Origin of the sequence: Sphingomonas trueperi, from assembly GCF_011927635.1 — a bacterium.
Taxonomy (GTDB): domain Bacteria; phylum Pseudomonadota; class Alphaproteobacteria; order Sphingomonadales; family Sphingomonadaceae; genus Sphingomonas; species Sphingomonas trueperi.
On record NZ_JAATJB010000008.1, the window covers coordinates 128,515 to 150,808 of the forward strand.

Sequence of the window (22,294 nt, forward strand, 5' to 3'; positions counted from 1 at the left end):
GCGGTGTACTATCGCGCCGCCGATCCTGCGACGCTCCGCATCGTGCCGCTCGATGCGCTGACGCTCATCTATCACCGCGCCTCGGGGATCACCCATATCGTCGATGCGCCGGTGCCGGAGATCCTGGAGATCCTCGGCGAGGGCCCGCGCGACGTGGCCGGGCTGCTGGCGGTGCTGGGCGAGCGCTTCGACCTCGCCGATCCCGATTCCGCAGCGCTGGCGGTTCGGCTCGACGAACTGGTCGCGGCCGGGCTGGTGGAGCGGACATGCGCCATCTGAAGCTGCTGCGCATCGGCCCCTTGGGCTTCCGCATCGGCAGCCATTGGCGCAGCCCCGTCGCCGCGCTCGACGATCTCTACCGCGACTATCCCGCGCCGCAGGACGGCATCGCCGACTTCAACGTCCATCTGTTCGCCGCCCGGCCATGGCGGCGGGTGCTGCGCCCGTCGGTGCACATCGCGGGGGACTTCGTGATCCCCGATGCCGCGCCGCTGCCGCTCGCCCAGGGGCTGCTCGCCGCCGAGATGGGGATGAACCTGCAGGTGGCGCTGGGATTGCGGCGGTACCTGCTGCTCCATGCCGCGATGGTCGAGCGGGGCGGGCGCGCGGTGCTGATGACCGGCATCTCGGGGGCGGGCAAGTCGACGCTCGCGGCGCTGCTGATGGCGCGCGGCTGGCGGCTGATGGGCGACGAGTTCGCGCTGATCGATTGCGCGACCGGGCTCTCCCACGCCTTTCCGCGGCTGGTGAGCCTCAAGAACGAGGCGATCGACGTGGTCGCGCAGGCGCTGCCGGACGCGCGCTTCGGGCCGCTGCTGGAGGGCACGCCCAAGGGGGCGATCCGCCACCTGGTGCCCGATGCGCGCGCGATCGCGGCGATGGCAGTGCCCGCCGAACCCAGCCTGATCCTTTTCCCGCGCTTCGGCTTCGAGGCGGCGGAGCGGCCGGTGCTGCCCAGCGAGGCGTTCGTCCGGCTTACCCAGGCCTCGACCAACTATGTCACGCTCGCCGAGCGCGGCTTCGACGCGCTGACCCGGTTGGTCCAGACGGTGCCCGCGCGCGCGATCGACTATCCCGATGCGGCGACGGCGCTGGCGATGGTGGAGGCGCTGGCATGAACCCGGCGCTGCTGCTCGCCCGCGTGCTGCGCGATCCCGGCGCGATTGGCGGCCTGGACGCGTCCGACTGGAACGCGCTCTGGGCGGTCGCGCGCGCCGAGCAGCTGGCGGGCACGCTTGCGCACCGCATCGCCGGGTTGCCGATGCCGCATGCGGCGGCGCGACTGGTGGAGGATGCCATCGCCTCGGCCGAGCAGGGCCGCACCGCCGCGCTGTGGGAAGCCGAGATGGCGCGCCGCGCGCTCGCCGGGATCGAGGCGCCGGTCGTGCTGCTCAAGGGCACCGCCTATGCCGCGGCGGGGCTGTCGCCCTCGACCGGGCGGGTGATCGGCGATCTCGACATCCTGGTGCCGCGCGACGCGATCGAGGACGTGGAGGCGGCGCTGCTCGCGGCCGGGTGGGAATGGGTGAAGCCCGACCCCTATGACGACGCCTATTATCGCCGCTGGATGCACGAGCTGCCGCCGCTGATCCACCGCGACCGCGACAAGATGATCGACGTCCACCACACGATCCTGCCGCTCACCGCGCGCATCCGCCCCGACGCGGCGGCGCTGCTGGCGGACAGCATGGCGCTGGAGAACGGGCTGCGCATCCTCGCGCCGCAGGATATGCTCTGCCACGCCGCTGCACATCTGTTCGCCGACGGCGATCTCGCAGGCGGGATGCGCAACCTGTGGGACATCCATTGCCTGCTCGGCGAATTTGGCTTCGAGGGGTTGGCCGCGCGCGCCGCACAGCACGGGCTAGGCGCGGCGATGGCACAGGCGGTGCGCCAGTCGGTTCGGCTGTACGGCACCGATGCGCCGGCGGAGTGGCAGGGCTGGGACGCGCTCGACCCGCTGTTCCACCGCCGCCTGACCGCACGTGACACCTGGGGCCGCTCGACCCGCAAGGCCGTCCAGCTCGGCTTCTACCTCCGCTCGCACGCGCTGCGGATGCCGCCGACGATGCTTGCCCGGCACCTGTGGACGAAATGGCGCAAGGGGCACCGGCCGGCCTGAACCCGCCGATGCCCGTTGCGATCAGAAGGTCGCGATCTTCACCATGAAGCGGATGTTGCGGCCCGGCTGGACCACCAGATCCTTGTTGAGCGACGCCGCGTTTCGCACGATCTCGTCGGTCAGGTTCTGGCCGACGATCGCGAACTCGATCCCCGGCTGCGACTTGAACGGCCGCCAGGCGATATTGGCGTTGATCAGGTTGTAGCCCGGCGTCTCGGTATCGAACGCGCCGAACTTGGTCTGCTTGGCGTTGTGGACGAACTGCACCGCGCCGTCGAAGCGGGGGGTGAACAGGTTCATGCCGGCACCCAGGCGATAGGGCGGGATACGCGGCACGTTGCCGCCGTCGTCCAGCGTCGCGCGGGTATAGTCGGCCAGACCGGTCAGCTGGAGCGTCTGGTCGTTCTGGTGGAACAGGTCGAGGCTCGCCTTGCCTTCCAGCCCGCGGAAATGCGCGCCCTGCTGGCGATAGTTGAGCTCCTTCAGGTCGCCGTCGCCGCCCATCGCGCAGGTGCCGTCGTCGTCGCAGGTGCGGCCGGTCAGGTCGCCATAGATATAGTTCTTGAACCAGGTCGAATAGGCGCTGCCGTCGAAGTGGAAGCGGTCGACGTTCACCCGCGCCGTCGCCTCGATCGAGTTGGCGCGCTCGACCTTGAGGTTCGGGTCGCCGGTCTCGAAGGTGTTGGGGCCGTCATGCCCGCCGCGCGCGAACAGCTCGGTGATCGCCGGGGCGCGACCGGTGCTCGATCCGGTGAAGCCCAGCTTCACATGGCTGCCGACGTCGAGCAGCGCGCCGAGGGCCCCGCTCACCGGCGTGAACTCGCGCACGGTGAACACGTTGTTCGCCGGCGTGCCTTCGCTGCGGACATGCTCGACCCGGCCGCTGGCCTGGAGGTGCAGGATGTCCGTCAGCGGCAGCTCGGTGAAGAGATAGGCCGCTTCGCTCTGCGTGGTGGTGGGGAACAGGTAGCTGCTGTCGTCGCCGATCGCCGAGAACTTGCGGTTCTGCACCTCGAAGCCGAGCGCCGAGTTGCGGACCGGGCCCAGCGGGTTGAGCAGGAATTCGAGGTGACCGTCGAATTCCTTGTTGCGGAACGTCGTGTCGATCGTCCCGTCCGGTTCCTTCTCGTCATGCGTATAATCGGCATAGCTGGCGTCGAGGTTGATCGACTTGAGCGGGCCGGCGTTCACCGCGAACACGTCGCGCGACATCACCTTGGTCTGACGCATGTCGATGTAGGTGGTGTCGCTGGGGATGCCGTATTTCGAGTTGTACTGGCTGATCGACAGGCCGACATGGCTCGCATCGTCGCCGCCGAAGAAATAGGAGCCGCCCAGCGCCGCGCCATGTCCGCGGAAGAAGCTGTTCTGCTGGACGCCGAGCGGCGTGTCGTAATCGCTCGCGTCGCGGTAGAAGCCGTCGGCGTGCAGCGCGAACTGGCCCAGCTTGGCATCGACCAGCGCGCCGCCTTCGCCCACCTTCGCGGCGCTGCCATAGCTGCCTTCCGCCTCGCCCGAGATGGGGGCGTCCGGCAGCTGCATCGGCACGCGGTTGTTGATCACGTTGACCACGCCGCCGATCGCCTGGCTGCCATAGCGAAGCGTGCCGGCGCCGCGGACGACTTCGATGCTTTGCGCTGCAAACGGATCCACCGGGATGCCGTGGTCAGGGCCGATGTCCGACACGTCCGAGCTGCTGGCGCCGTTCTCGAGGATGCGGACCCGCGTCGCGTCCATGCCGCGAATGATCGGCCGGCTGGCGCCGCTGGCGAAGCTGGTGGCGGAGATGCCCGGCTCCTGGGCGAGCACGTCGCTGATGCTGGCGCCGCCGGCACGCAGGATCTGGTCACGGTCGACATGGGTGACGATCGTCGGCACCTCGTCGCTGGCAACCGCATAGGGCGTCGCGGTGACGATGATCACGTTCTTGTCGTTGGCCTGCTGCGGGTCGGTGTCGGCAAAGGCATGGGGAACGAACGCGACGATCGCCGCGCCCGTGAGAAGGGCAGTACGCATGAAGAAAACTCCGTGAACCTGGGGTGCGCCGCTTGAGCGGCGCAAGTTGTTGGTCAGGCGGGGAGTTCGGGCGGCGCGCGGCTGCGCCAGGCGTGCGAGCGGACGAGCCGCGGAGCCGGATCGGCGGCGAGGGCCGCGTGCCACGCGCGTGCCGGCAGCGGCGGCACGACGGTGGGTGGTGTGGCGGCGAGATAAGCGGCTGCGGACGCGACCTCGTCGCAGAGCGGGCAATCCTCGTCGTCGTCGTTCTGCTTGGGCGCATGGTGGGCGTGGGGCGTGGCGGCCCAGCCCTGGGCAGGATGCACATGCGCGCGGACAATCCCCGCCTGCCAGCATAGCGCGAACGCCAGCAGCAGCGCCGGCAGCAGCCGTACGAACAGACCAGGGATGCGGAAGACGCGCATCCGCAATGCCGTACTGCAGCAACGCGTATGTTTCAATATATCATTGGTCGATGGCGGCGATGTCGATCCGATTCGTGGCAAGGGCCAGCGAGGCCGGGCGGTGCGAGACGAGGATCAGGCTGGTGCCGGTCGACCGCAGCCAAGCATCGACGCGGCGGACCAGTTCCGCTTCGGTCGCGGCGTCCAGCCCCTCGCTGGGTTCGTCGAGCAGCAGCCAGGGGCGCCCCGCCAGCAGCGCGCGTGCGAGCGACAGTCGTTTGCGCTCTCCGCCGGAAAGTGTGCCGCCGGCCTCGGCAAGCGAGGTCTCCAGCCCGGCGGGCATCGCGCGCACGGTCGCGTCGAGGCAGGCGGTATGGAGCGCCTCCCACATTGCCGCCTCGATGATGCCAGGGCGGGCGACGCGGAGATTGTCGGCGATCGAGCCGGCGATCAGCACCGCGTCCTGCGGGGCGAGGGCAAATTGGCGGCGGAGCGTGTCGGCGCTGCACTGCGCGATCGGCGTGCCGTCCAGCGTGAGCGCGTGCACGGGGGTGCGGAGCCCGGCCAGCGCCTCCATCAAACGGGTCTTGCCGCTGCCCGAGGCGCCGGTGATCGCCACGCGGGCGCCCGGTGCGAGAGCGTGGCTGCCGAGGCCGATCGGTCGGGCGACGGTGTCGGCCGGGGGCGCAGAAACCAGCTCGCCCGGCAACTCGCTGAGCGTGGCGAGACGGGCGAGGCCCTGTTCGACGCTCGCCTGGCGCAGCGCGGTACGGGCAAAGGCGGCCATCACCTCCACCGACGCGGCGGACGCGAGCAGCGCTAGCGCACGGATGGGGGCGCTGGCGTCGGAAAGGGCGAAAACGATCGCTGCGGTCAGCGCGCCATAGCCGGCGAGCAGCCCGGCCACCGCGCCGTCGCCGCGTGCGAGTGCGGCTCGGGCGCGGTCGAGCGGGCGGGAGAGGTCGGCGATGGTGTCCGCCACGCGCGGGGCGAGGCCATAGGCGATGATCTCGGGCCGGGCGGCGGCATAGTCGACGAAGGCGGTGCGCAGCGCGCCGAGCGCTTCGGCGGCCTTGGCGGCGGGGCCGGCGGTGAGGCGGCGCGCGGCAAGGGTGAGGAGCGGCGGCAGCGCGGCGAGGAGCAGCGCCAGCGCGAGCGCAGCCTTCCAGCCGGCCAGTGCCACCAGCGCCACGGCAAACAGCGCGGCGGCGAGGCTTGCCGGCCGGCTGGGGCGGCGGACGACCAGGTCCTCCAGCGCCTCGATGTCGCCGATCAGCCGGGCGCTGGCGTCGCCGCCAGCAAGGTCGGGCGCGGTGCGGCTGTCCTGCGCGGCGAGCTTGCCGAACAGCCGGCCGCGCAGGTCCGCCATCGCGGTGAGCGCAGCCTGGTGCGACAGCAGCCGTTCCCCGTACCGGCCGCCGGTGCGCAGGATGGCGAGGCCGCGGATCGCGGCGCTGGGGATCAGATAGTTGAACGCGGCGACCGCTGCCGTGCCGCTCGCCCCGGCAATGGCGGCGCCGGTGAGGAACCAGCCGGACAGCGCCAGCAACAGGATCGCGGCGAGCCCGGCGATGGTCGCGCAGGCCAGTGCCTGGCGGAGCGTGCGGCGTTCGCGGGCGGCGAGCGGGAAGGGGGTCACAGCGTCACCTCGGCATCGGCGGTGGCGATCAGGCGCGGATCATGGGTGGCGACGATCACCGCGCGTTCCTTGGCGACGTCGCGGAGCAGCGCGGTGATCGCGGCGGCGCTTTCGGCATCGAGATCGGCGGTGGGCTCGTCGGCGAGCAGCAGCGGGCGATCGGCTAGCAGCGCACGGGCGAGGCCGAGGCGACGGCGCTCGCCGCCGGACAGGCCCGAGCCGCGATGGTCGAGCGGCAGGTCCAGCCCGGCGCCGCGGCGGGCGAGCATCGGGCCGAGGCCGACACGGTCGATCGCGGCGAGCAGGTCGGCGTCGGAGGCGTGCGGGGCGGCGAGCGCGAGGTTGTCGCGCAGCGTGCCGGGGAGGATCAGCGGATGCTGCGCGGCCCAGGCGATGGGGTTGGTATCTCCCGATGCCCTTATTCCCCCCTCTCGCACGCGGGAGGGGGACTGATGGCTGAGGCATTCGGGCGCTTCTTCGGGTGACCGGAAGCGCAGGCTGCCCGCGCTGGGCACGATCTGCCCTGCGATCGCCGCCAACAGGCTGGTCTTGCCGCTCCCGGTGGGGCCGGTCAGCGCTACCATGCCCGTCGTGCCCAGCGACACGCTGACCGGCCCGATTGTCCGCCCAGGCCAGGCGATCACCAGATTCTTCGCCTCCACGCCTGCGAACACCTCCGGCGCGGCGGCAGGCGCCACCACCTCCGGCACCGCCGCGATCGCCGTGCGCGCGGCCTCGCCGAGCTGCTTGTCGTGATACGCCGCCGCCAGTCGCCGCATCGGCAGGTAGAATTCCGGCGCCATCGCCAGCGCGAAAAAGGCTTCGCGCAGCGTCAGCGTTTCGGGATCGGGGAAGGGAAGGAGGCCGAGCAGGCTGAACCCGCAATAGACCGCCACCAGCGCCACCGCGAGCGCCGAGAAGAACTCCAGCACCGCGCTCGACAGGAAGGCGACGCGCAGCACCGCGACCGTCCGCGCGGCGACTTCGCGCGTGGCGACGTCTACCTGCCGCGCGATCCGGTCCTCGGCACCGAAATGCCGGAGGATCGGCAGGGTGCGCACCCGGTCGACGAACAGGTCGGAAAGGTCGCCCAGCGCTTCCAGCTGGCGCTCCGAGGCGCGTTTGGCCGCCGTCCCCGCCAGGATCATGCCGAAGACGAAGGGGATCAGCGTGCCGAGCAGGATGCCCGCCGCCACCAGGCTTGCGCAGGCGATGATCGCCACCGCCACCAGCGGCGCGGCGGCGGCCGCGACTCGCGCGGGGACGAATCGCGTATCATAGCCTTCGATCGTTGCAACATGGTCGATCGCCAGCACCGCCGATTGCCCGCTCGACGGCGCCGCGCCGCTGCCCAGCAGCCGTTCGACGAGACTGCGGCGGAGCGGCGCGGTGGTCGCCTGCGCACCGCGCACCGCCAGCACCGGCACGCCCCAGGCGGTCGCCGCACGCACCAGCCCGCCGCCGAGCATTGCTGCGAGTGCCGCACTCGGCACCGCATGCCCGGCGGCTGCCGCAGCCACGCCGTCGGCAATGCCCCAGGCGAACAGCGCCGCGCCGCCCAGGTCGATGATCCAGGCGAGCCCGGCCTGTTTTTGAAGAGCCATATGAGACAATTTGTACAAGCGATTTCGGCCCTGCAACGGAATAGGGGATGTTCCGCATAGGCGGTGGCGCCACCGAAGCCTAGGCCGCGAATACCGGCTCTTTGCTGAGGACAAAACTATGGATATGGCAGTCGTAGAGCTGTCGCGCCTGCAATTCGCGCTGACAGCGATGTACCACTTCCTGTTCGTGCCGTTGACGCTGGGCCTTTCGGTAATGCTCGTCATCACCGAAAGCGTCTATGTCGTCACCGATCGCCCGATCTGGAGGGACATCACCCGTTTCTGGGCCAAACTCTTTGGCATCAACTTCGTCCTCGGGGTCGCTACCGGGCTGACGATGGAATTCGAGTTCGGGACCAACTGGTCCTATTACTCGCATTATGTGGGCGACATCTTCGGGGCGCCGCTGGCGATCGAGGGGCTGATGGCCTTCTTCCTCGAAGCCACCTTCGTCGGCCTGATGTTTTTCGGCTGGGATCGCCTGTCGAAGCGCCAGCACCTGCTGGTGACCTTCCTCACTGCGCTCGGCACCAATTTGTCGGCGCTGTGGATCCTGGTCGCCAATGGCTGGATGCAGCACCCGGCGGGTGCCACGTTCAACGCCGAGACGATGCGAATGGAAGTCACCGACTTCATGGCGGTGATCTTCAACCCCGTCGCCCAGGCGAAGTTCGTCCACACCGTGAGTGCGGGCTATGTCTGCGCGAGCGTCTTCGTCCTCGGCATCTCGGCCTATTATCTGCTGCGCGGCCGGCACCTGGAGCTCGCCAAGCGCAGCTTCGCGGTGGCGGCGGCGTTCGGCCTGGCGGCCTCGCTGTCGGTGGTCGTGCTCGGCGACGAGAGCGGATATGCGCTGACCGACAATCAGAAGATGAAGCTCGCCGCGATCGAGGCCGAATGGCACACCGAGGCGGCACCGGCCGGGATCACCGTGTTCGGCTTCCCCTCGAACCAGGGCCGCGAGACCTATTTCCAGGTCAAGGTGCCCTATGTGCTCGGCCTGATCGGTACGCGTAGCCTGACCGGCCAGGTGGAAGGCATCTATCCGCTGGTCGGCAAGGCCCGGCTGCGCATCGAGAACGGCCTCACCGCCTATGATGCGCTGCAGACGCTGAAGACCGATCGTCAGAACGTCGCCGCACGCGCGAAGTTCGAAGCCGCCAAGGGCGACCTCGGCTATGCCCTGTTGCTCAAGCGCTGGGTCGCCGATCCGCGTCAGGCCACCGAAGCGCAGAAGGATCGGGCCGCCTGGTCGACCGTTCCCAACGTGCCGGCCGTGTTCTGGCTGTTCCGCGGGATGGCGGCGCTGGGCTTCTTCTTCATCGCCTTCTTCGTCGCCGCGCTCTACTATGCCAATACGCGCCGCTTCCACCGCAAGTGGTTCCTGCGCACCGCAATGTGGATCATCCCGCTGCCCTGGCTTGCGATCGAGTTCGGCTGGGTCGTCGCCGAAGTGGGGCGCCAGCCCTGGGCGGTGGACGGCGTGCTGCCGACCTTCCTCGCCACCTCGAGCCTGACCGTGCCCGCCCTGTGGACCACGATCATCGGCTTCACCGCGCTCTACGGCCTGATGGCGGTGATCGAGTTCCGGCTGATGCTGGCGGCGATCAAGCATGGGCCCGAGACCTACGAGCCCTGGCAACCCCGCCACGATCCGGTGCCGAGCGCGCCCGATCCGCGGCCGCTCCACGCCGTTCCCGCAGAATGAGCGCGAGCAAGGAGAAAGAACATGTCCATCCCGCTCGATTATGAAATCCTGCGCCTCATCTGGTGGGCGCTGCTGGGGGTGCTGCTGATCGGCTTCGCGCTGACCGACGGCTTCGACCTGGGAACGGCGGCGCTGCTGCCGTTCGTGGGCCGCACCGATGAAGAGCGCCGCATGGTGATCAACACCGTCGGCCCGACCTGGGAAGGCAACCAAGTCTGGTTCATCCTGGGCGGCGGCGCTATCTTCGCCGCCTGGCCATTCGTCTATGCGGTCAGCTTCTCGGGCTTCTACCTGGCGATGTTCCTGGTGCTGTCGGCGCTGATCCTGCGTCCGGTCGGCTTCAAATACCGCTCCAAGCGCCCCGACGCCGCCTGGCGTTCGCGCTGGGACTGGGCGCTGTTCGTCGGCGGCTTCGTGCCTGCGCTCGTCTTCGGCGTCGCGGTGGGCAACGTGCTGCTGGGTGCGCCCTTCCGGCTCGATAGCGATCTGCGCTCCTTCTACGAAGGCACGCTGCTCGGCCTGTTCACCCCGTTCAGCCTCGTCGCCGGCCTGCTCTCGGTCGCGATGCTGGTGCTGCACGGCGCCGGCTGGCTGAGCCTCAAGGCCGAGGGCAAGGTGGTGGAGCGCGCCCAGCGCTTCGGCACCGTCGCCGCGATCCTCGCGATCCTGCTGTTCGCCGTCGGCGGCGCATTCGTCGCCTATGGCGACATGGGCTATCGCCTGGTCGGCTCGGTCGATCCCAACGGTCCGTCCAACCCGCATCTGGTCCAGACGGTGAAGGCGCCGGGCGCATGGCTCAGCAACTATGGTGCCCATCCGTGGATGCTGCTCGCCCCGGTGCTCGGCTTCCTCGGCCCGGTGCTGGCGCTGATCGGCATCCGCGGGCGCAACGGCACGCTGGTGTTCGCCGGTTCGTCGATCGCCAATGTCGGCATCATCGCCACCGTCGGCCTGTCGATGTTCCCGTTCATCCTGCCGAGCGCGATCGACCCGGCCTCCAGCCTCACCGCCTGGAACGCCTCGTCGAGCCACCTCACGCTGTTCATCATGCTGGTGTGCACGCTCGTCTTCCTGCCGATCGTGCTGGCCTACACCGCCTGGGTGTACAAGGTGATGTTCGGCCGCGTCAGCGGGGAAGAGCTGCGGCTCAACCCCGACCTCTACTGAGGAGTTGAACCCATGTGGTATTTCGCCTGGATCCTGGGGACCTGCCTGGCCGTCGCCGTCGCCGTGCTCAACGGCATCTGGCACGAGTTCCATTCGGACCCGAATTCGGACCTGACGGTCCTCGACTGAGCACCAACGAAAAGGGGCGGCCGCATCGCGACCGCCCCTTCTCCCCGAAGGCCGGTGCGATCCTGACAAGGGATCGGCCGGCCATTTTCGTTGGCTGCTAGACCGGCCCGCCCTCGGCACGGCGCTCGAAGATCGCTGCGAGCTCGAGGTGCAGGCGCTTGTGCCGTTCGTTTGGCGCGCGAGCCGCCCGGTCCCGCTCCTGCTCGGCACGCAGGCGGAAGTGATTCGTGAGGGGCGCGTGGTGCAGGGAGGACATCGACCCGGTCTCGTTTTGGGTTTCGTTCATTGCCTGCCTAATGTCGTACTTATCGCGGTCGGGGGCCATTCCGTAGAAGTCACGGTGTGTATCGCTACGGGACCATGCACTTGCGCTTGACGCATGCTCGATCCGCCCTGCCGTGCCGGACGAATCACCCGGAACCGAGTGCCGCCGCCTCCCGTTACCCGGCCATAGCCACCACGACAGGAGCATGATGTGGAGCGGTTGATCGCCGACCTTCCCGGCTGGGTGACGAGCATCGCGCTGATCGCGGCGGCGATCACGGTGGCGCTGCTGGTGCACCGACTGGCCTTCTCGCTCGCGCGGCGCGCGGCGGCGCACAGCAAGGGCCAGCTCGACGACATCGTCATCCGCCGCCTGTATCGCCCGGCGCGCTGGCTGCTGGTCGCGATCGCGCTTTCGTTCATCCAGCCCGGGCTCGATCTCGGCACGAGCGGCACCCGCGCCTGGGCACAGGCAGCGGGGCTGCTGGTGCCCGGCCTGATCGGCTGGATGCTGGTGGCGCTGCTCGGCGTGATCTTTGACTGGGTGCTGCTGCGCGCCGACGTGACCGTGGCGGACAATCTCCGCGCCCGCCGGCGGCGGACGCGCGCGTCGATTCTGCACCGCATCATCGTGTTCGTCGTGCTGGCGATCACTTTCTGTCTGATGCTGATGAGCATCCCCAGCGTGCGCAGCATCGGCGTGACGCTGATCGCCTCCGCCGGTCTCGCCGCCCTGGCGGTGGGCGCCGCCGCCCAGCCGGCGCTGAAGAACCTGATCGCCGGAATCCAGATGGCCTTTTCCGAGCCGATCCGGCTCGACGACGTGGTGATCGTCGAAGGCGAATGGGGGCGGATCGAGGATATCCGCCTCACCTATGTCGTGGTGCGCATCTGGGACGATCGTCGGCTGGTGGTGCCGGTGTCGCAGTTTCTGGAGAAGCCCTTCCAGAACTGGACGCGCGAGACCAGCCAGCTGCTCGGCAGCGTGTTCTGGTATCTCGATCCCGCCGCGGACATCCCCAGGCTGCGCGCCAAGCTGGAGGAACTCGTCAAGGCCAATCCGCGCTGGGACGGCCGCTTCTGCAACCTGCAGGTGACCGACACCAAGCCCGAGGCGATCGAGGTGCGCGGGCTGATGACGGCCAAGGATGCCTCGACCGCCTTCGACCTGCGCTGCGACATCCGCGAGGGGCTGCTCGCCTATATCCGGCAGGAGATGCCCGAGGCGCTGGTCCGCACCCGCGGGCTGCTGGACTTCACGCCGACGCGTGTGGAGAGTGACCCATCATCCTAGGGTCGTCATCCCGGCGGAAGCCGGGACCCAGTCACCGCTCGGCTGCAGCGAGAGCCTTGACGGAGGCCTCAATGGATCCCGGCTTTCGCCGGGATGCCGGATGCTTGAAATGAGAGCAGCTTCCAGCGCGAAGCCCTTGTATTACGCCTCGACCGGAAGCCGCGTCTCCGTCTCCATCGGGACGCTCCTGAGCTCGTCGGTGAACTTCTTGAGCCACCACATCACGTCCTGTTCGTCGACGCCCGCCTTCAGCGCCTGCCAGCGTTCGATCCGCTCCTCGAGCGACATGTTGAGCGCCTGGCAGATCGCGTCGGAAACTTCCTCCGCGCTATAGGGATTGACCAGCAGCGCCTGCTCCATCTGGATCGCCGCGCCGGCGAACTTGGAGAGGATCAGCACGCCGGGATCCTTGGGGTCCTGCGCCGCGACATATTCCTTGGCCACGAGGTTCATCCCGTCGCGCAAGGGCGTGACGAGGCCGATCTTGGCCGCGCGGTACACGCCTGCGAGCACGTCGCGCGGATAGCCCTGGTTGACGTAGCGCAGCGGCACCCAGTCGAGATCGGCATGCGCGCCGTTGATCTTGCCCGACAGCCCCTCCAGCGTGTTGCGGATGCGCTGATAGGTCTCCACCGTCGCCCGCGACGGCGGCGCGATCTGGAGCAGATACACTTCCTTGCGCTGCTCCGGATAGGTCGTGAGGAAGCGTTCGTAGCCGAGGAAGCGCTCCTCCAGCCCCTTGGAATAATCGAGCCGATCCACGCCGACGATCAGCGAACGGCCGACCGAACTGGTGCGCATCTGCTGATAGGTCTCGCGCGCGGAGCCGCTCTCGGCGAGCGCGGCGAATTCCTTGGCGTCGATGCCGATCGGGCAGGCGACCAGCTTCACGCTCTTCAGGCCGATGCGCAGCACGCCGTCGGGCTGGACCACCGCCTCCATCTCGGCGCGGGCGAAGTCGATGAAGGACTCCATCCATTCCTGGGTGTGGAAGCCGATCACGTCATAGGCGAACAGCGTCTCGATCAGCTCGTGCGCCTTGGGCAGGCTGGAGAGGAGGCGGCGCGGCGGCCAGGGGATGTGGAGGAAGAAGCCGATCCGGTTCTTGCAGCCCCGGCGGCGCAGCTCCTGGCCGAGCGGGAACATGTGGTAATCCTGCACCCACACGACATCATCCGGCTCGATCAGCGGGCGGACGGTGTCGGCGAAGCGCTCGTTGACGCGCTGATAGCCGCCGGCGAACCCGCGCTCATATTCCGCCAGGTCGATCCGGTAGTGGAACAGCGGCCAGAGCGTGCGGTTCGCATAGCCGTTATAATATTCGTCGATGTCCTGCTCTTCGAGGTCGACCGTCGCGGTGGTCACGCCCTCGCTGCGCTGCATGCTGATCTGGCCGGTGAACTGGTCGGTCTGCTCGCCGGACCAGCCGAACCAGATGCCACCATTTTCGCGCAGCGCCGCGGCGAGCGCGACGGCGAGGCCGCCCTGCGCCCCCGAGTTGGAGCCGTTGGGTGCGGTGACGCGGTTCGAGATGACGATAAGGCGGCTCAACGGATCGAACTCCAGGGCTTGCTCAGCAGGACGGCACAGTTGATCATGCCGACCAGCGAGTAGGTCTGGGGATAATTGCCCCACAATTCCCCGGTGACGGGGTCGATATCCTCGGAGAGCAGGCCGGCGGCGGTGCGCCTGCCCAGCATCTCTTCGAACAAGGCGCGCGCTTCGTCGGTACGGCCGGTGATGTGCAGCGCTTCGATCAACCAGAACGTACAGAAGTTGAACGCGGTTTCGGGTAGGCCGAAATCATCCTCGGTATCGTAGCGCAGCATGGTCGAGCCGCGGCGCAGGCCTTGCTCCACCGCCTTGAGCGTGGAGACGAAGCGGGGATCGTCGGGCGCCAGGAAGCGCATCTCCAGCAGCTGGAGCAGGCTGGCGTCGAGGTCGTCGCCCGAGAAGGTGGCGGAGAACCGGTCGGTCTCCTCGCGCCACGCCTTGTCGAAGATCGTCGTGCGGATCGTGTCGGCGCGGTGCTGCCAGAAGTCGCGGCGCTCGGGCAGGCTCAGCACATGCGCGGCGTTGGCGAGCCGGTCGCATGCCGCCCAGCACATCGCCACCGAATAGGTGTGGACGCTCTGGCGGGTGCGGAGCTCCCACAGGCCCGCATCGGGGGAGTCGTGATACTGCCAGGCGCGCTCGCCAACGCGCTCCAGCGATTCGAAATCCTCGACGCTGGCGATGCGATAGAGCCGCTGGTCGAAGAACGCCTGGACGTTCGAAAGGACGATCTGGCCATAGGCATCGTGCTGGACCTGCTCATAGGCCTGGTTGCCGACGCGCACCGGGCCCATGCCGCGATAGCCGGCAAGGTCGGGTGCCGCGCGCTCCTCCAGCGTCGCTTCGCCCAGTACGCCGTAGAGCGGCTGGATATGGCCGCCGCGCGGCTCGGCCCGGGCATCGTCGACGATGTTGCGCAAGTATCCGAGATAGGTCTCCAGCACGTCGAGCGCGCCCAGCCGGTTGAGCGCCTGCACCGTGTAATAGGCGTCGCGAATCCAGCAGTAGCGATAGTCCCAGTTACGCTGCGAGCCGGCATGTTCGGGGATCGAGGTGGTGAGCGCGGCGACGATCGCGCCGGTTTCCTCGTGCTGGCAAAGCTTGAGGGTGATCGCGGAGCGGATCACCACTTCCTGCCATTCCAGCGGGATGGCGAGGCCGCGCACCCAGTGCTGCCATTCGGCGATCGTGTTGAGCAGCATGTCGTCGACCGTCTCGGCGACGTCGCCGCTGAAGCTCTCGTCCGGGCCGAGGAAGAAATGCAGCGGCTTCTCGACACGGAACACCCGTTCCTCGTCCACCATGCCGACCGGCGCGGTGGTGGTGAGGCGCAGCGTCATCGGCTCGACCAGGTAGCGCAGGTGGTTCGAGCCGCCGATGCGGGTGGTGCAGCGCTTGCCCCAGCCGCAGGTGGGCCGCAGCTTCACCCGAATGCGCGGGCTGCCCGCCACCGGCTTGACGATGCGCGCGAAGGCGACCGGGCGGTAGACGCGGCCCAGCCGCTGGAAGCGCGGGCAGAAATCGGTGACTTCGATCGCGTTGCCCGCCGCATCGGTGTGGCGGCTGACGAGGATCGGCGCGTTGCGGAGATAGCGCTGCTCGACCGAGACCACGCCTTCCAGGGCGATGTCCCAATAGCCGGCGTCGGGCTCCTCGCCGCCGACGAGAGCGGAGAAGAGCGGATCGCCGTCGACGCGGGGCACGCAGCCCCAGACGAAGCGTCCGCTGCGGTCGATCAGCGCGCTGACCTGGCAATTGCCGATCGGCCAGAGGTCCAGCGTGGTCATGCATGCACTCCGGCGGCAGTGGCGAGCCAGGCGAGGACGCCCGATACGGTTTCGAGGCGGTAGCGGGCGTCGGTGGGGCGGGGATCGCCGACCAGCACGCCCGCGCCGCCGAGCAGGGCGACCGCGGAAAAGCCGGGCTCGTCGGTGACATCGTCGCCGAGGAACACGGGGCGGCCGGCGGCGAAGCGGGGATCGGCCATCAGCGTGCGGATCGCGCTGCCCTTGTCGCCGCCACCGGTGCGGACCTCGACCATCATCTTGCCGTGCTGGAGATAGAGGCCGTGCTCGGCCGCGAGCCGTTCGCCCAGCGCCATGGCATCGGCTTCGAGCGCCGGGTTCAGCCGGTAATGGACGGCGGCGCCCAGCGGCTTGTCTTCGAGAATCGCGCCGTCATTGGCTTGCGTGAAGGCCCGCATCGCGGCCAGCGCCGCGATCAGCCCGGCGGGGCGCTCGGCCTGTTCGCGGCGGCCGTCGGACCAGTGGAATTCCATGCCGTGGCTGCCGACCACGGACGGCGCGCGATCGCCGAACAGCGCCGTCAGGTCACCGGCCGGGCGGCCGCTGACCAGCGCCAGCCGGCCGTCGAGCTTTTCTTCCAGCGCGCGGATCAGGTCGACCAACACGGGCGTGACCACCACGCCATCGGGGCGGTCGGCGAGTTCGACCAAAGTCCCGTCGAAATCGAGGAACAGGCTGGCAGAATCGAGCAGATCCGCCGGGGGCGGCATCAGCAGAACGGGGTGCCGGTCGGGCATGCAACTCCTCATCGGGGCGCCAGGAAGGGGCGCCCGCCACAGGATCGTTACGCGCGCGGGACCGATCCGTTCCCCGGCTCGTCGGATTCATGCTGCACCTGCGCAGGTTCGGGCACATGGCCGAAGCGCAACGACAGGCCGTGGTACAGCCGTTCCTTGGAAACGATCTGCGCGGTGAAGTCGGCGATCAGCGCGGCGGCGAGCAGCGGCAGCATCAGGCCACGGCTGGCGGTGGTCTCGGCGATGATGATGACTGCAGTCAGTGGCGCGCGGACCACGCCGGTGAAATAGGCGACCATGCCCAGCAGCACGATCGTCCCGCCCGGCGCGGTGGGGAACATCGGCCGGACGAGGTCGCCGACGCCCGCACCCACCGACAGCGACGGCGCGAAGATCCCGCCGGGGATGCCGGCAACGGCGGTCGCGAGGGTCGTCGCGAATTTGGCGGGGGCGTACCACCAGGGGATCGCACCGTTGGTGATCGCGCTGCGGGCCGCGTCATAGCCGGTGCCCCAGGTGAGGCCGGTCGTCACGCCCAGCACCGCCACGACCAGCCCGCAGGCGGCGGCGAAGGCGAGTTTGTGGCGACGCACCGCGACCAGCGGCCGCCAGTCCGATCCGCCGACCGCGAGCATCAGCCGCGCGAACAGCCCGCCGGCAAGGCCGCCCACCACGCCCGCGACGGGCGCGGCGAGGATGGCCTGGCGCAGCGGCAGCGTGTCGCGCATCGCGCCGAAATAGACATAGTCCCCGGCGATGCCGAGGCTGGTCATGCCGGCGATCAGCACCGCGGCCATCACCAGCACCGCCATGCGCTGCTCATAGGCGGCGGCGAGTTCCTCGATCGCGAAGGCGACGCCGGCGAGCGGCGTGTTGAACGCCGCGGCGACGCCCGCCGCGCCGCCCGCGATGAACACCGAGGCGCGGATCGGCACGCGCGCGAGCCGGTGCGCATAGCCCATGATCGAGGCGGCGACCTGCACCGTCGGCCCCTCGCGGCCCGTGGAGGCGCCGACCAGCACCGCGCCGATGGTGAGGATAAGCTTGAGCACCACGGTCCTGGCCGAGGTGAGGCTGGTCATCGCGTCGTCGGGATCGCGGGTGGCGGCCATGACCTGCGGGATGCCCGAGCCGGTGGCGTCGGGCGCGAAGCGGCGGGTCGCCCAGGCGAAGAACGCGAAGCCGGCAGGGGTGAGAAGGAGGGGGAGCCACCACCAGGTCTTTTCGAGGCTGGTAAACCGGCGCGCGGCCCAGTCGGCGGTCTCCGCAAACCCGAAGGCGACGAGGCCGATCACGATCGCACCGCCGAGAAAGGCGACCCGGCGCCGCCAGATCTGCGCGGTGGGGCCATGCCGGCGCACGATCGCGCGGACGCGGCGGGTGGTCCGGTGGTGGTCCATGCACTCCCTCAGCCAGCCCCCGCCGGGGGTGCTGTAGCGGGGGAGGGAGGGGAGCGCCAGCCCAAGATCCTCCCCGGCACGGGGAGGGGGACCGCCGCCGAAGGCGGTGGTGGAGGGGGATCTCCACAAGGGACGTCCCTCGCGGCGATCCCCCTCCACCAAGCCGCTGCGCGTCTTGGTCCCCCTCCCCGTTCCGGGGAGGATCTAGCTCACGCGAACGCGGGCATCCCCGGCAGCAGCTTGTCCAGCGTCACCGGATAGTCGCGCACCCGCACCCCGCAGGCATTGTGGATGGCGTTCGCCACCGCCGCGCCGACGCCGCACAGGCCGAGTTCGCCGACACCCTTCGCCTTCATCGGCGACGTCGTGGGATCGGTCTCGTCGAGGAAGATCACTTCCTGGTGCGGGATGTCGGCATGGACCGGCACTTCGTATCCGGCGAGGTCGTGGTTGACGAAGAAGCCGAAGCGCTTGTCGACCGCGAGCTCCTCCATCAGCGCCGAGCCGACGCCCATCGTCATCGCCCCGATCACCTGGCTGCGCGCCGACTTGGGGTTCAGGATCCGCCCCGCCGCGCACACCGCGAGCATCCGGCGCACCCGCACCTCGGCCGTGGCCGCATCCACCGCGACCTCGACGAAATGCGCGCCGAAGGTCGATTGCTGGTACTTCTTGGCGAGGTCGCCATAGTCCATATAGTCCTCGGCGACGAGCTCACCGCCCTTGGCCGCATCGGCCAGCGCGACGCTGCGGTTGCCCGCGCGGACCTTGCCGTCCTCGAACACGACATCGGCCGAGTTGAAGCCGAGCGCCGCGGTCACCTTGTCGCGCAGCATCGCGCAGGCGGCGTAGACGCCCGCGGTCGAGCTGTTGGCGCCCCATTGCCCGCCCGAGCCCGCCGAGGCCGGGAAGCTGGAATCGCCCAGCCGCACCACCACCGTCTCCAGCGGCACGCCCATCATCTCCGCCGCGGTCTGCGCGATGATGGTATAGGTGCCGGTGCCGATATCGGTCATGTCGGTCTCGACCGTCACGACGCCCTTGCCGTCCAGCCGCACCCGCGCGCCCGAGCGGCCGTTGAGGTTGTTGCGGAAGGCGGCGGCCATGCCCATGCCGATCAGCCAGCGACCTTCGCGGACGGCACCCGGCGCCTTGGCGCGCCTGGCCCAGCCGAACTTGTCCGCGCCGATCCGCATGCACTGGATCAGCTGGCGCTGCGAGAAGGGACGGTTGGCGGCCTCGGGGTCGACCTGGGTGTCGTTCAGCGCGCGGAACGCCACCGGGTCCATCCCCAGCTTCTCCGCCATCTCGTCCATCGCGATCTCGAGCGCCATCATGCCGGGCGCTTCGCCCGGCGCGCGCATCGCATTGCCCTCGGGCAGGTCGAGCACCGCCAGCCGCATCGCGGTCAGCCGGTTCTCGCCCGCGTAGAGCAGGCGGGTCTGGCTCACCGCCGTCTCCGGGCCGCCGCCGGGCAGGTCGCCCGACCAGCTCTCATGGCCGATCGCGGTGATCTTGCCGTCGCTGGTGGTGCCGATGCGGATGCGCTGGATCGTCGCCGGACGGTGGGTGGTGTTGTTGGCGATCAGCGGGCGCTGGAGCGACACCTTGACCGGCCGCCCCGCCGCCTTGGCACCCAACGCCGCGAGGATCGCGTCGGTGCGGACGAACAGCTTGCCGCCGAACCCGCCACCGACATAGGGCGACATCAGCCGCACCTTCTCCTTGGGGAGCCCCAGCGTGCGCGCGACATCGCCCTTGCCCCAGTTGATCATCTGGTTCGAGGTCCAGAGCAGCAACTGGTCGCCTTCCCACTTGGCGGTGGAGGCGTGCGGCTCCATCATCGCGTGCGAATGATCGGGCGTGGTGTAGCGCGCGTCGAGCTGGACGGGGGCGCTGGCAAAGGCGCCGTCGAAATTGCCGACCTTACTTTCGGCCGCGCCGCCGAACCCTTCCTTCGGCAGCGTGGCGCTGGCCATTTCCGCCTCGAGATCGAACCGGCCCTTGCCCCGCGCATAATCGACGCGGATCAGCGACGATGCGGCCCGCGCCTGTTCGAAGGTCTCGGCCACCACCAGCGCGATCGCCTGGTGGTAATGCTCGATCTCCGGCCCGCCGAGCAGGTTGGCGGTGTTGAAATTGCCCTTGGTCAGCTTGCCGGCATTCTCGGCGGTGACGATCGCGAGCACGCCCGGCGCTGCCTTGGCGGCGCTCAGGTCCATGCCCGTGATCCGGCCCTTGGCGATCGCCGAGCCGAGCACATAGCCATAGGCCGCGCCCGGCGCGACATCGTGCCGCTCATAGGCATAGGGCGCGCGGCCGGTGGTCTTGAGCGGACCGTCGATCCGGTCGGTGGCCTTGCCGACCACCTTGAGGCGGTCGATCGGGTTGGTCGTGGCGGGGATATCGAACTTCATGGCTCAGCCCCTTGCTTCGCTCAGCACCGCGGCGAGCGTGCGCTCGGCCAGCGGCAGCTTGAAGGCATTGTCGTGCGTCGGCGTGGCGCCGGCGAAGGCGATCCTGGCGGTGGCGGCAGCACCCTTGGGGAGCGCAGCCTCGGCGGCCTCGACCCGCCACGGCTTGTGCGCCATGCCGCCAAAGGCGACGCGGCCGGTGCCATCCTTCTGCACCACCGCCGCCACCGAGACGAGCGCGAAGGCGTAGGAGGCGCGGTCGCGCACCTTGTGGTAGAAATGCTTGCCGCCCAGCGGCTTGGGCAGGGTGACCGCGGTGATCAGCTCGCCGGTCTGCAGCGTGTTGTCGAGGTGCGGCGTGTCGCCCGGCAGGCGGTGGAAGTCGGCGATGGCGATCTTCCGCGTGGCACCGTCGGGCTTTACCGTCTCCACCGTCGCGTCGAGCAGCCGCATCGCGATCGCCATGTCGCCCGGATAGGTGGCGATGCACGCCTTGCTGGTGCCGATCACCGCCAGCTGGCGGCTGAACCCGCCGATCGCGGCGCAGCCGCTGCCGGGCTTGCGCTTGTTGCAGGGCTGGTTGGGATCGTAGAAATAGGGGCAGCGGGTGCGCTGGAGCAGATTGCCCGCGGTGGTCGCCTTGTTGCGCAGCTGGCCGCTCGCGCCCGCCACGATCGCCCGGGTCAGCACCGCATAGTCGCGGCGGACGCGCTTGTCGGCGGCGAGGTCGGTGTTGCGCACCAGCGCGCCGATGCGCAGCCCGCCGTCCGGGGTTTCCTCGATCCGGTCGAGCGCGAGCTTGTTGACGTCGATCAGATGCGCCGGCGTCTCGATCTCGAGCTTCATCAGGTCGAGCAGGTTGGTGCCGCCGGCGATGAACTTGGCGCCGGGGGTCTTGGCGGCGAGGGCGGCAGCGTCGGCCGGGCTGCTCGCGCGGGTATAGTGGAACGCCTTCATGCCTGCCTCCGCCCCGCGGCCTCGCGGATCGCCTCGACGATGTTGGAATAGGCGCCGCAACGGCAGATGTTGCCGCTCATCCGCTCGCGGATCTCCATCTCGGAGAAAGCCGGCGAGGCGGCGACGTCGGCGGCGACATGGCTGGGGATGCCGGCCTTGATCTCGTCGAGCACCGCGACGGCCGAGCAGATCTGCCCCGGCGTGCAATAGCCGCACTGATAGCCGTCATGCTTCACGAAGGCGGCCTGCATCGGGTGCAGGTCCTCGGGCGTGCCCAAGCCTTCGATGGTGGTGACGCTGTCACCCTCGTGCATCACCGCCAGGCTTAGGCAGCTATTGATGCGGCGGCCGTTGACCATCACCGTGCACGCGCCGCACTGGCCATGGTCGCAGCCCTTCTTGGTGCCGGTGAGGTGGAGATGCTCGCGCAGCGCATCGAGCAGCGTGGTGCGCGTGTCGACGGTAAGCTCCGCCGGCTTGCCATTGACCTTGAGCTGGACGGGCAGGGCGGGGGGCGTCTCCATCGGCGCTACCGGTTCCTTGTTGCTGGCGCTCGCGGGCAGGGCCGTCACGGCGGCAAAGCCTGCGCCGCTCGTCAGCAACCCCCGCCGCGATACGCCGATATCGCTTGGACTATCCATCTTGGGCATCCCCTGTCTGCATGCTCCCGCAATTCCATCGCCTGAACGTGCTTCTGGTTCCGGCGGCGACTTGCGCGGCGGTGTGATTTCCCGGCAACCCTACCGGCTTTACCGAGCGGTAGCAAATGTCTGCGGGGGAAGCCCGGCCGGAGGTACTCAGTCCTGCTGGTCGGACAAGTCCATGAAGTTGCGGGCGGCCTCGCGATCGGCCTCGTCCTCGAAGGTCACGTCGAGGTCGGGCGCGCTGCCGAGCATGAACAGCAGCGCCCAAAGCGCGAAGCGGCGGGCGCGATCGGTCTCCAGGCCGAGATCGACCTTCATCCGTTCGATGCCCGAGGCGAGTGCAGGCGGGGTGAGGGCGCCGAGATCGGCGGTGCCGAAATAGCGGACTAGCTGGTCGTCGAGTTGCATGGCCTCGCGCCTACGCCTGCGCGGCGCGGGCGGCAAGGATACGGGACAT

20 protein-coding genes are annotated in these 22,294 nt (G+C 69.1%); 7 read left to right on the forward strand and 13 right to left on the reverse strand.

What is annotated here, in order from left to right; translation table 11 throughout:
• Positions 1 to 3 precede the first annotated feature (3 nt).
• From GGR89_RS13860 to GGR89_RS13870, 3 genes are read left to right on the forward strand one after another with little or no spacing between them, the layout of a single operon-like run.
• Entirely contained in the window at positions 4 to 279 is a 276-nt protein-coding gene (locus GGR89_RS13860) for an HPr-rel-A system PqqD family peptide chaperone (RefSeq protein ID WP_125977655.1), read from the forward strand.
• Complete coding sequence (locus GGR89_RS13865) at positions 267 to 1,118, forward strand: HprK-related kinase A (RefSeq protein ID WP_125977653.1); 852 nt, start codon at positions 267 to 269, stop codon at positions 1,116 to 1,118. Before GGR89_RS13860 ends, GGR89_RS13865 begins: the two co-directional genes overlap by 13 nt.
• Positions 1,115 to 2,122, forward strand: a complete 1,008-nt coding sequence (locus GGR89_RS13870) for a nucleotidyltransferase domain-containing protein (protein WP_125977651.1) — start codon at positions 1,115 to 1,117, stop codon at positions 2,120 to 2,122. Before GGR89_RS13865 ends, GGR89_RS13870 begins: the two co-directional genes overlap by 4 nt.
• 21 nt (positions 2,123 to 2,143) lie before the next feature.
• Here the strand turns inward: GGR89_RS13870 and GGR89_RS13875 are convergent, their stop codons facing one another.
• From GGR89_RS13875 to GGR89_RS13890, 4 genes are read right to left on the reverse strand one after another with little or no spacing between them, the layout of a single operon-like run.
• Positions 2,144 to 4,138: a TonB-dependent receptor gene (locus GGR89_RS13875; RefSeq protein ID WP_125977649.1), complete on the reverse strand. Its 1,995-nt coding sequence runs from the start codon at positions 4,136 to 4,138 to the stop codon at positions 2,144 to 2,146.
• A gap of 53 nt (positions 4,139 to 4,191) precedes the next feature.
• Positions 4,192 to 4,542 (reverse strand): DUF2946 family protein, encoded by a 351-nt coding sequence (locus GGR89_RS13880; protein ID WP_125977647.1) that lies wholly within the window; start codon positions 4,540 to 4,542, stop codon positions 4,192 to 4,194.
• Between the two features lie 40 nt (positions 4,543 to 4,582).
• A complete protein-coding gene (locus tag GGR89_RS13885) occupies positions 4,583 to 6,160 on the reverse strand; it encodes an ATP-binding cassette domain-containing protein (RefSeq protein ID WP_125977645.1) in 1,578 nt (525 codons plus the stop codon).
• Complete coding sequence (locus tag GGR89_RS13890) at positions 6,157 to 7,764, reverse strand: ABC transporter ATP-binding protein/permease (protein ID WP_125977643.1); 1,608 nt, start codon at positions 7,762 to 7,764, stop codon at positions 6,157 to 6,159. Before GGR89_RS13890 ends, GGR89_RS13885 begins: the two co-directional genes overlap by 4 nt.
• A gap of 118 nt (positions 7,765 to 7,882) precedes the next feature.
• On the opposite strand from GGR89_RS13890, the gene GGR89_RS13895 reads away from it, so the two are divergent.
• Genes GGR89_RS13895 through cydX form a run of 3 tightly spaced genes read left to right on the forward strand, consistent with a single transcriptional unit; the run spans position 7,883 to position 10,768 of the window.
• The gene (locus GGR89_RS13895) at positions 7,883 to 9,472 is read left to right on the forward strand and encodes a cytochrome ubiquinol oxidase subunit I (protein WP_125977641.1); all 1,590 of its coding nucleotides are present in this window, start codon (positions 7,883 to 7,885) and stop codon (positions 9,470 to 9,472) included.
• Between the two features lie 21 nt (positions 9,473 to 9,493).
• Positions 9,494 to 10,639 carry a cytochrome d ubiquinol oxidase subunit II gene (cydB, locus tag GGR89_RS13900; protein ID WP_125977639.1) on the forward strand — a complete coding sequence of 382 codons (1,146 nt, stop codon included), beginning with the start codon at positions 9,494 to 9,496 and terminating at the stop codon, positions 10,637 to 10,639.
• Positions 10,640 to 10,651: 12 nt separating this feature from the next.
• The gene (gene cydX / locus GGR89_RS13905; protein WP_093298739.1) at positions 10,652 to 10,768 is read left to right on the forward strand and encodes a cytochrome bd-I oxidase subunit CydX; all 117 of its coding nucleotides are present in this window, start codon (positions 10,652 to 10,654) and stop codon (positions 10,766 to 10,768) included.
• A 97-nt stretch (positions 10,769 to 10,865) separates the two neighbouring features.
• On the opposite strand, the gene GGR89_RS13910 is transcribed toward cydX, so the two are convergent.
• Positions 10,866 to 11,054: a hypothetical protein gene (locus tag GGR89_RS13910; RefSeq protein WP_125977637.1), complete on the reverse strand. Its 189-nt coding sequence runs from the start codon at positions 11,052 to 11,054 to the stop codon at positions 10,866 to 10,868.
• A 189-nt stretch (positions 11,055 to 11,243) separates the two neighbouring features.
• On the opposite strand from GGR89_RS13910, the gene GGR89_RS13915 reads away from it, so the two are divergent.
• The gene (locus GGR89_RS13915) at positions 11,244 to 12,326 is read left to right on the forward strand and encodes a mechanosensitive ion channel family protein (RefSeq protein WP_125977635.1); all 1,083 of its coding nucleotides are present in this window, start codon (positions 11,244 to 11,246) and stop codon (positions 12,324 to 12,326) included.
• A 141-nt stretch (positions 12,327 to 12,467) separates the two neighbouring features.
• Here the strand turns inward: GGR89_RS13915 and GGR89_RS13920 are convergent, their stop codons facing one another.
• From GGR89_RS13920 to GGR89_RS13955, 8 genes are all read right to left on the reverse strand, one after another.
• Positions 12,468 to 13,877: an alpha,alpha-trehalose-phosphate synthase (UDP-forming) gene (locus tag GGR89_RS13920; RefSeq protein ID WP_125977633.1), complete on the reverse strand. Its 1,410-nt coding sequence runs from the start codon at positions 13,875 to 13,877 to the stop codon at positions 12,468 to 12,470.
• Positions 13,874 to 15,667 carry a glycoside hydrolase family 15 protein gene (locus GGR89_RS13925; RefSeq protein WP_125977631.1) on the reverse strand — a complete coding sequence of 598 codons (1,794 nt, stop codon included), beginning with the start codon at positions 15,665 to 15,667 and terminating at the stop codon, positions 13,874 to 13,876. Before GGR89_RS13925 ends, GGR89_RS13920 begins: the two co-directional genes overlap by 4 nt.
• Positions 15,664 to 16,422 carry a trehalose-phosphatase gene (gene otsB, locus GGR89_RS13930; protein WP_125977629.1) on the reverse strand — a complete coding sequence of 253 codons (759 nt, stop codon included), beginning with the start codon at positions 16,420 to 16,422 and terminating at the stop codon, positions 15,664 to 15,666. Before otsB ends, GGR89_RS13925 begins: the two co-directional genes overlap by 4 nt.
• A gap of 47 nt (positions 16,423 to 16,469) precedes the next feature.
• The gene (locus tag GGR89_RS13935; RefSeq protein ID WP_125977627.1) at positions 16,470 to 17,822 is read right to left on the reverse strand and encodes a chloride channel protein; all 1,353 of its coding nucleotides are present in this window, start codon (positions 17,820 to 17,822) and stop codon (positions 16,470 to 16,472) included.
• A 209-nt stretch (positions 17,823 to 18,031) separates the two neighbouring features.
• Entirely contained in the window at positions 18,032 to 20,239 is a 2,208-nt protein-coding gene (paoC, locus tag GGR89_RS13940; RefSeq protein ID WP_125971773.1) for an aldehyde oxidoreductase molybdenum-binding subunit PaoC, read from the reverse strand.
• A 3-nt stretch (positions 20,240 to 20,242) separates the two neighbouring features.
• Entirely contained in the window at positions 20,243 to 21,193 is a 951-nt protein-coding gene (locus GGR89_RS13945) for an FAD binding domain-containing protein (RefSeq protein WP_125971775.1), read from the reverse strand.
• Complete coding sequence (gene paoA, locus GGR89_RS13950) at positions 21,190 to 21,834, reverse strand: aldehyde dehydrogenase iron-sulfur subunit PaoA (RefSeq protein WP_125971777.1); 645 nt, start codon at positions 21,832 to 21,834, stop codon at positions 21,190 to 21,192. The genes GGR89_RS13945 and paoA overlap by 4 nt, the downstream gene beginning before the upstream one ends.
• Positions 21,835 to 21,990: 156 nt before the next feature.
• Positions 21,991 to 22,245: a hypothetical protein gene (locus tag GGR89_RS13955; protein ID WP_125971779.1), complete on the reverse strand. Its 255-nt coding sequence runs from the start codon at positions 22,243 to 22,245 to the stop codon at positions 21,991 to 21,993.
• Positions 22,246 to 22,294: the final 49 nt, after the last annotated feature.

Coding starts and splice junctions, on each gene's coding strand:
- GGR89_RS13910 (WP_125977637.1), bottom strand. CDS start 11,054: ATGAACGAAACCCAAAACGAGACCGGGTCGATGTCCTCCCTGCACCAC.
- cydX (WP_093298739.1), top strand. CDS start 10,652: ATGTGGTATTTCGCCTGGATCCTGGGGACCTGCCTGGCCGTCGCCGTC.
- GGR89_RS13870 (WP_125977651.1), top strand. CDS start 1,115: ATGAACCCGGCGCTGCTGCTCGCCCGCGTGCTGCGCGATCCCGGCGCG.
- GGR89_RS13955 (WP_125971779.1), bottom strand. CDS start 22,245: ATGCAACTCGACGACCAGCTAGTCCGCTATTTCGGCACCGCCGATCTC.
- paoC (WP_125971773.1), bottom strand. CDS start 20,239: ATGAAGTTCGATATCCCCGCCACGACCAACCCGATCGACCGCCTCAAG.
- GGR89_RS13890 (WP_125977643.1), bottom strand. CDS start 7,764: ATGGCTCTTCAAAAACAGGCCGGGCTCGCCTGGATCATCGACCTGGGC.
- GGR89_RS13925 (WP_125977631.1), bottom strand. CDS start 15,667: ATGACCACGCTGGACCTCTGGCCGATCGGCAATTGCCAGGTCAGCGCG.
- GGR89_RS13935 (WP_125977627.1), bottom strand. CDS start 17,822: ATGGACCACCACCGGACCACCCGCCGCGTCCGCGCGATCGTGCGCCGG.
- cydB (WP_125977639.1), top strand. CDS start 9,494: ATGTCCATCCCGCTCGATTATGAAATCCTGCGCCTCATCTGGTGGGCG.
- otsB (WP_125977629.1), bottom strand. CDS start 16,422: ATGCCCGACCGGCACCCCGTTCTGCTGATGCCGCCCCCGGCGGATCTG.
- GGR89_RS13895 (WP_125977641.1), top strand. CDS start 7,883: ATGGATATGGCAGTCGTAGAGCTGTCGCGCCTGCAATTCGCGCTGACA.
- GGR89_RS13865 (WP_125977653.1), top strand. CDS start 267: ATGCGCCATCTGAAGCTGCTGCGCATCGGCCCCTTGGGCTTCCGCATC.
- GGR89_RS13945 (WP_125971775.1), bottom strand. CDS start 21,193: ATGAAGGCGTTCCACTATACCCGCGCGAGCAGCCCGGCCGACGCTGCC.
- paoA (WP_125971777.1), bottom strand. CDS start 21,834: ATGGATAGTCCAAGCGATATCGGCGTATCGCGGCGGGGGTTGCTGACG.
- GGR89_RS13875 (WP_125977649.1), bottom strand. CDS start 4,138: ATGCGTACTGCCCTTCTCACGGGCGCGGCGATCGTCGCGTTCGTTCCC.
- GGR89_RS13880 (WP_125977647.1), bottom strand. CDS start 4,542: ATGCGCGTCTTCCGCATCCCTGGTCTGTTCGTACGGCTGCTGCCGGCG.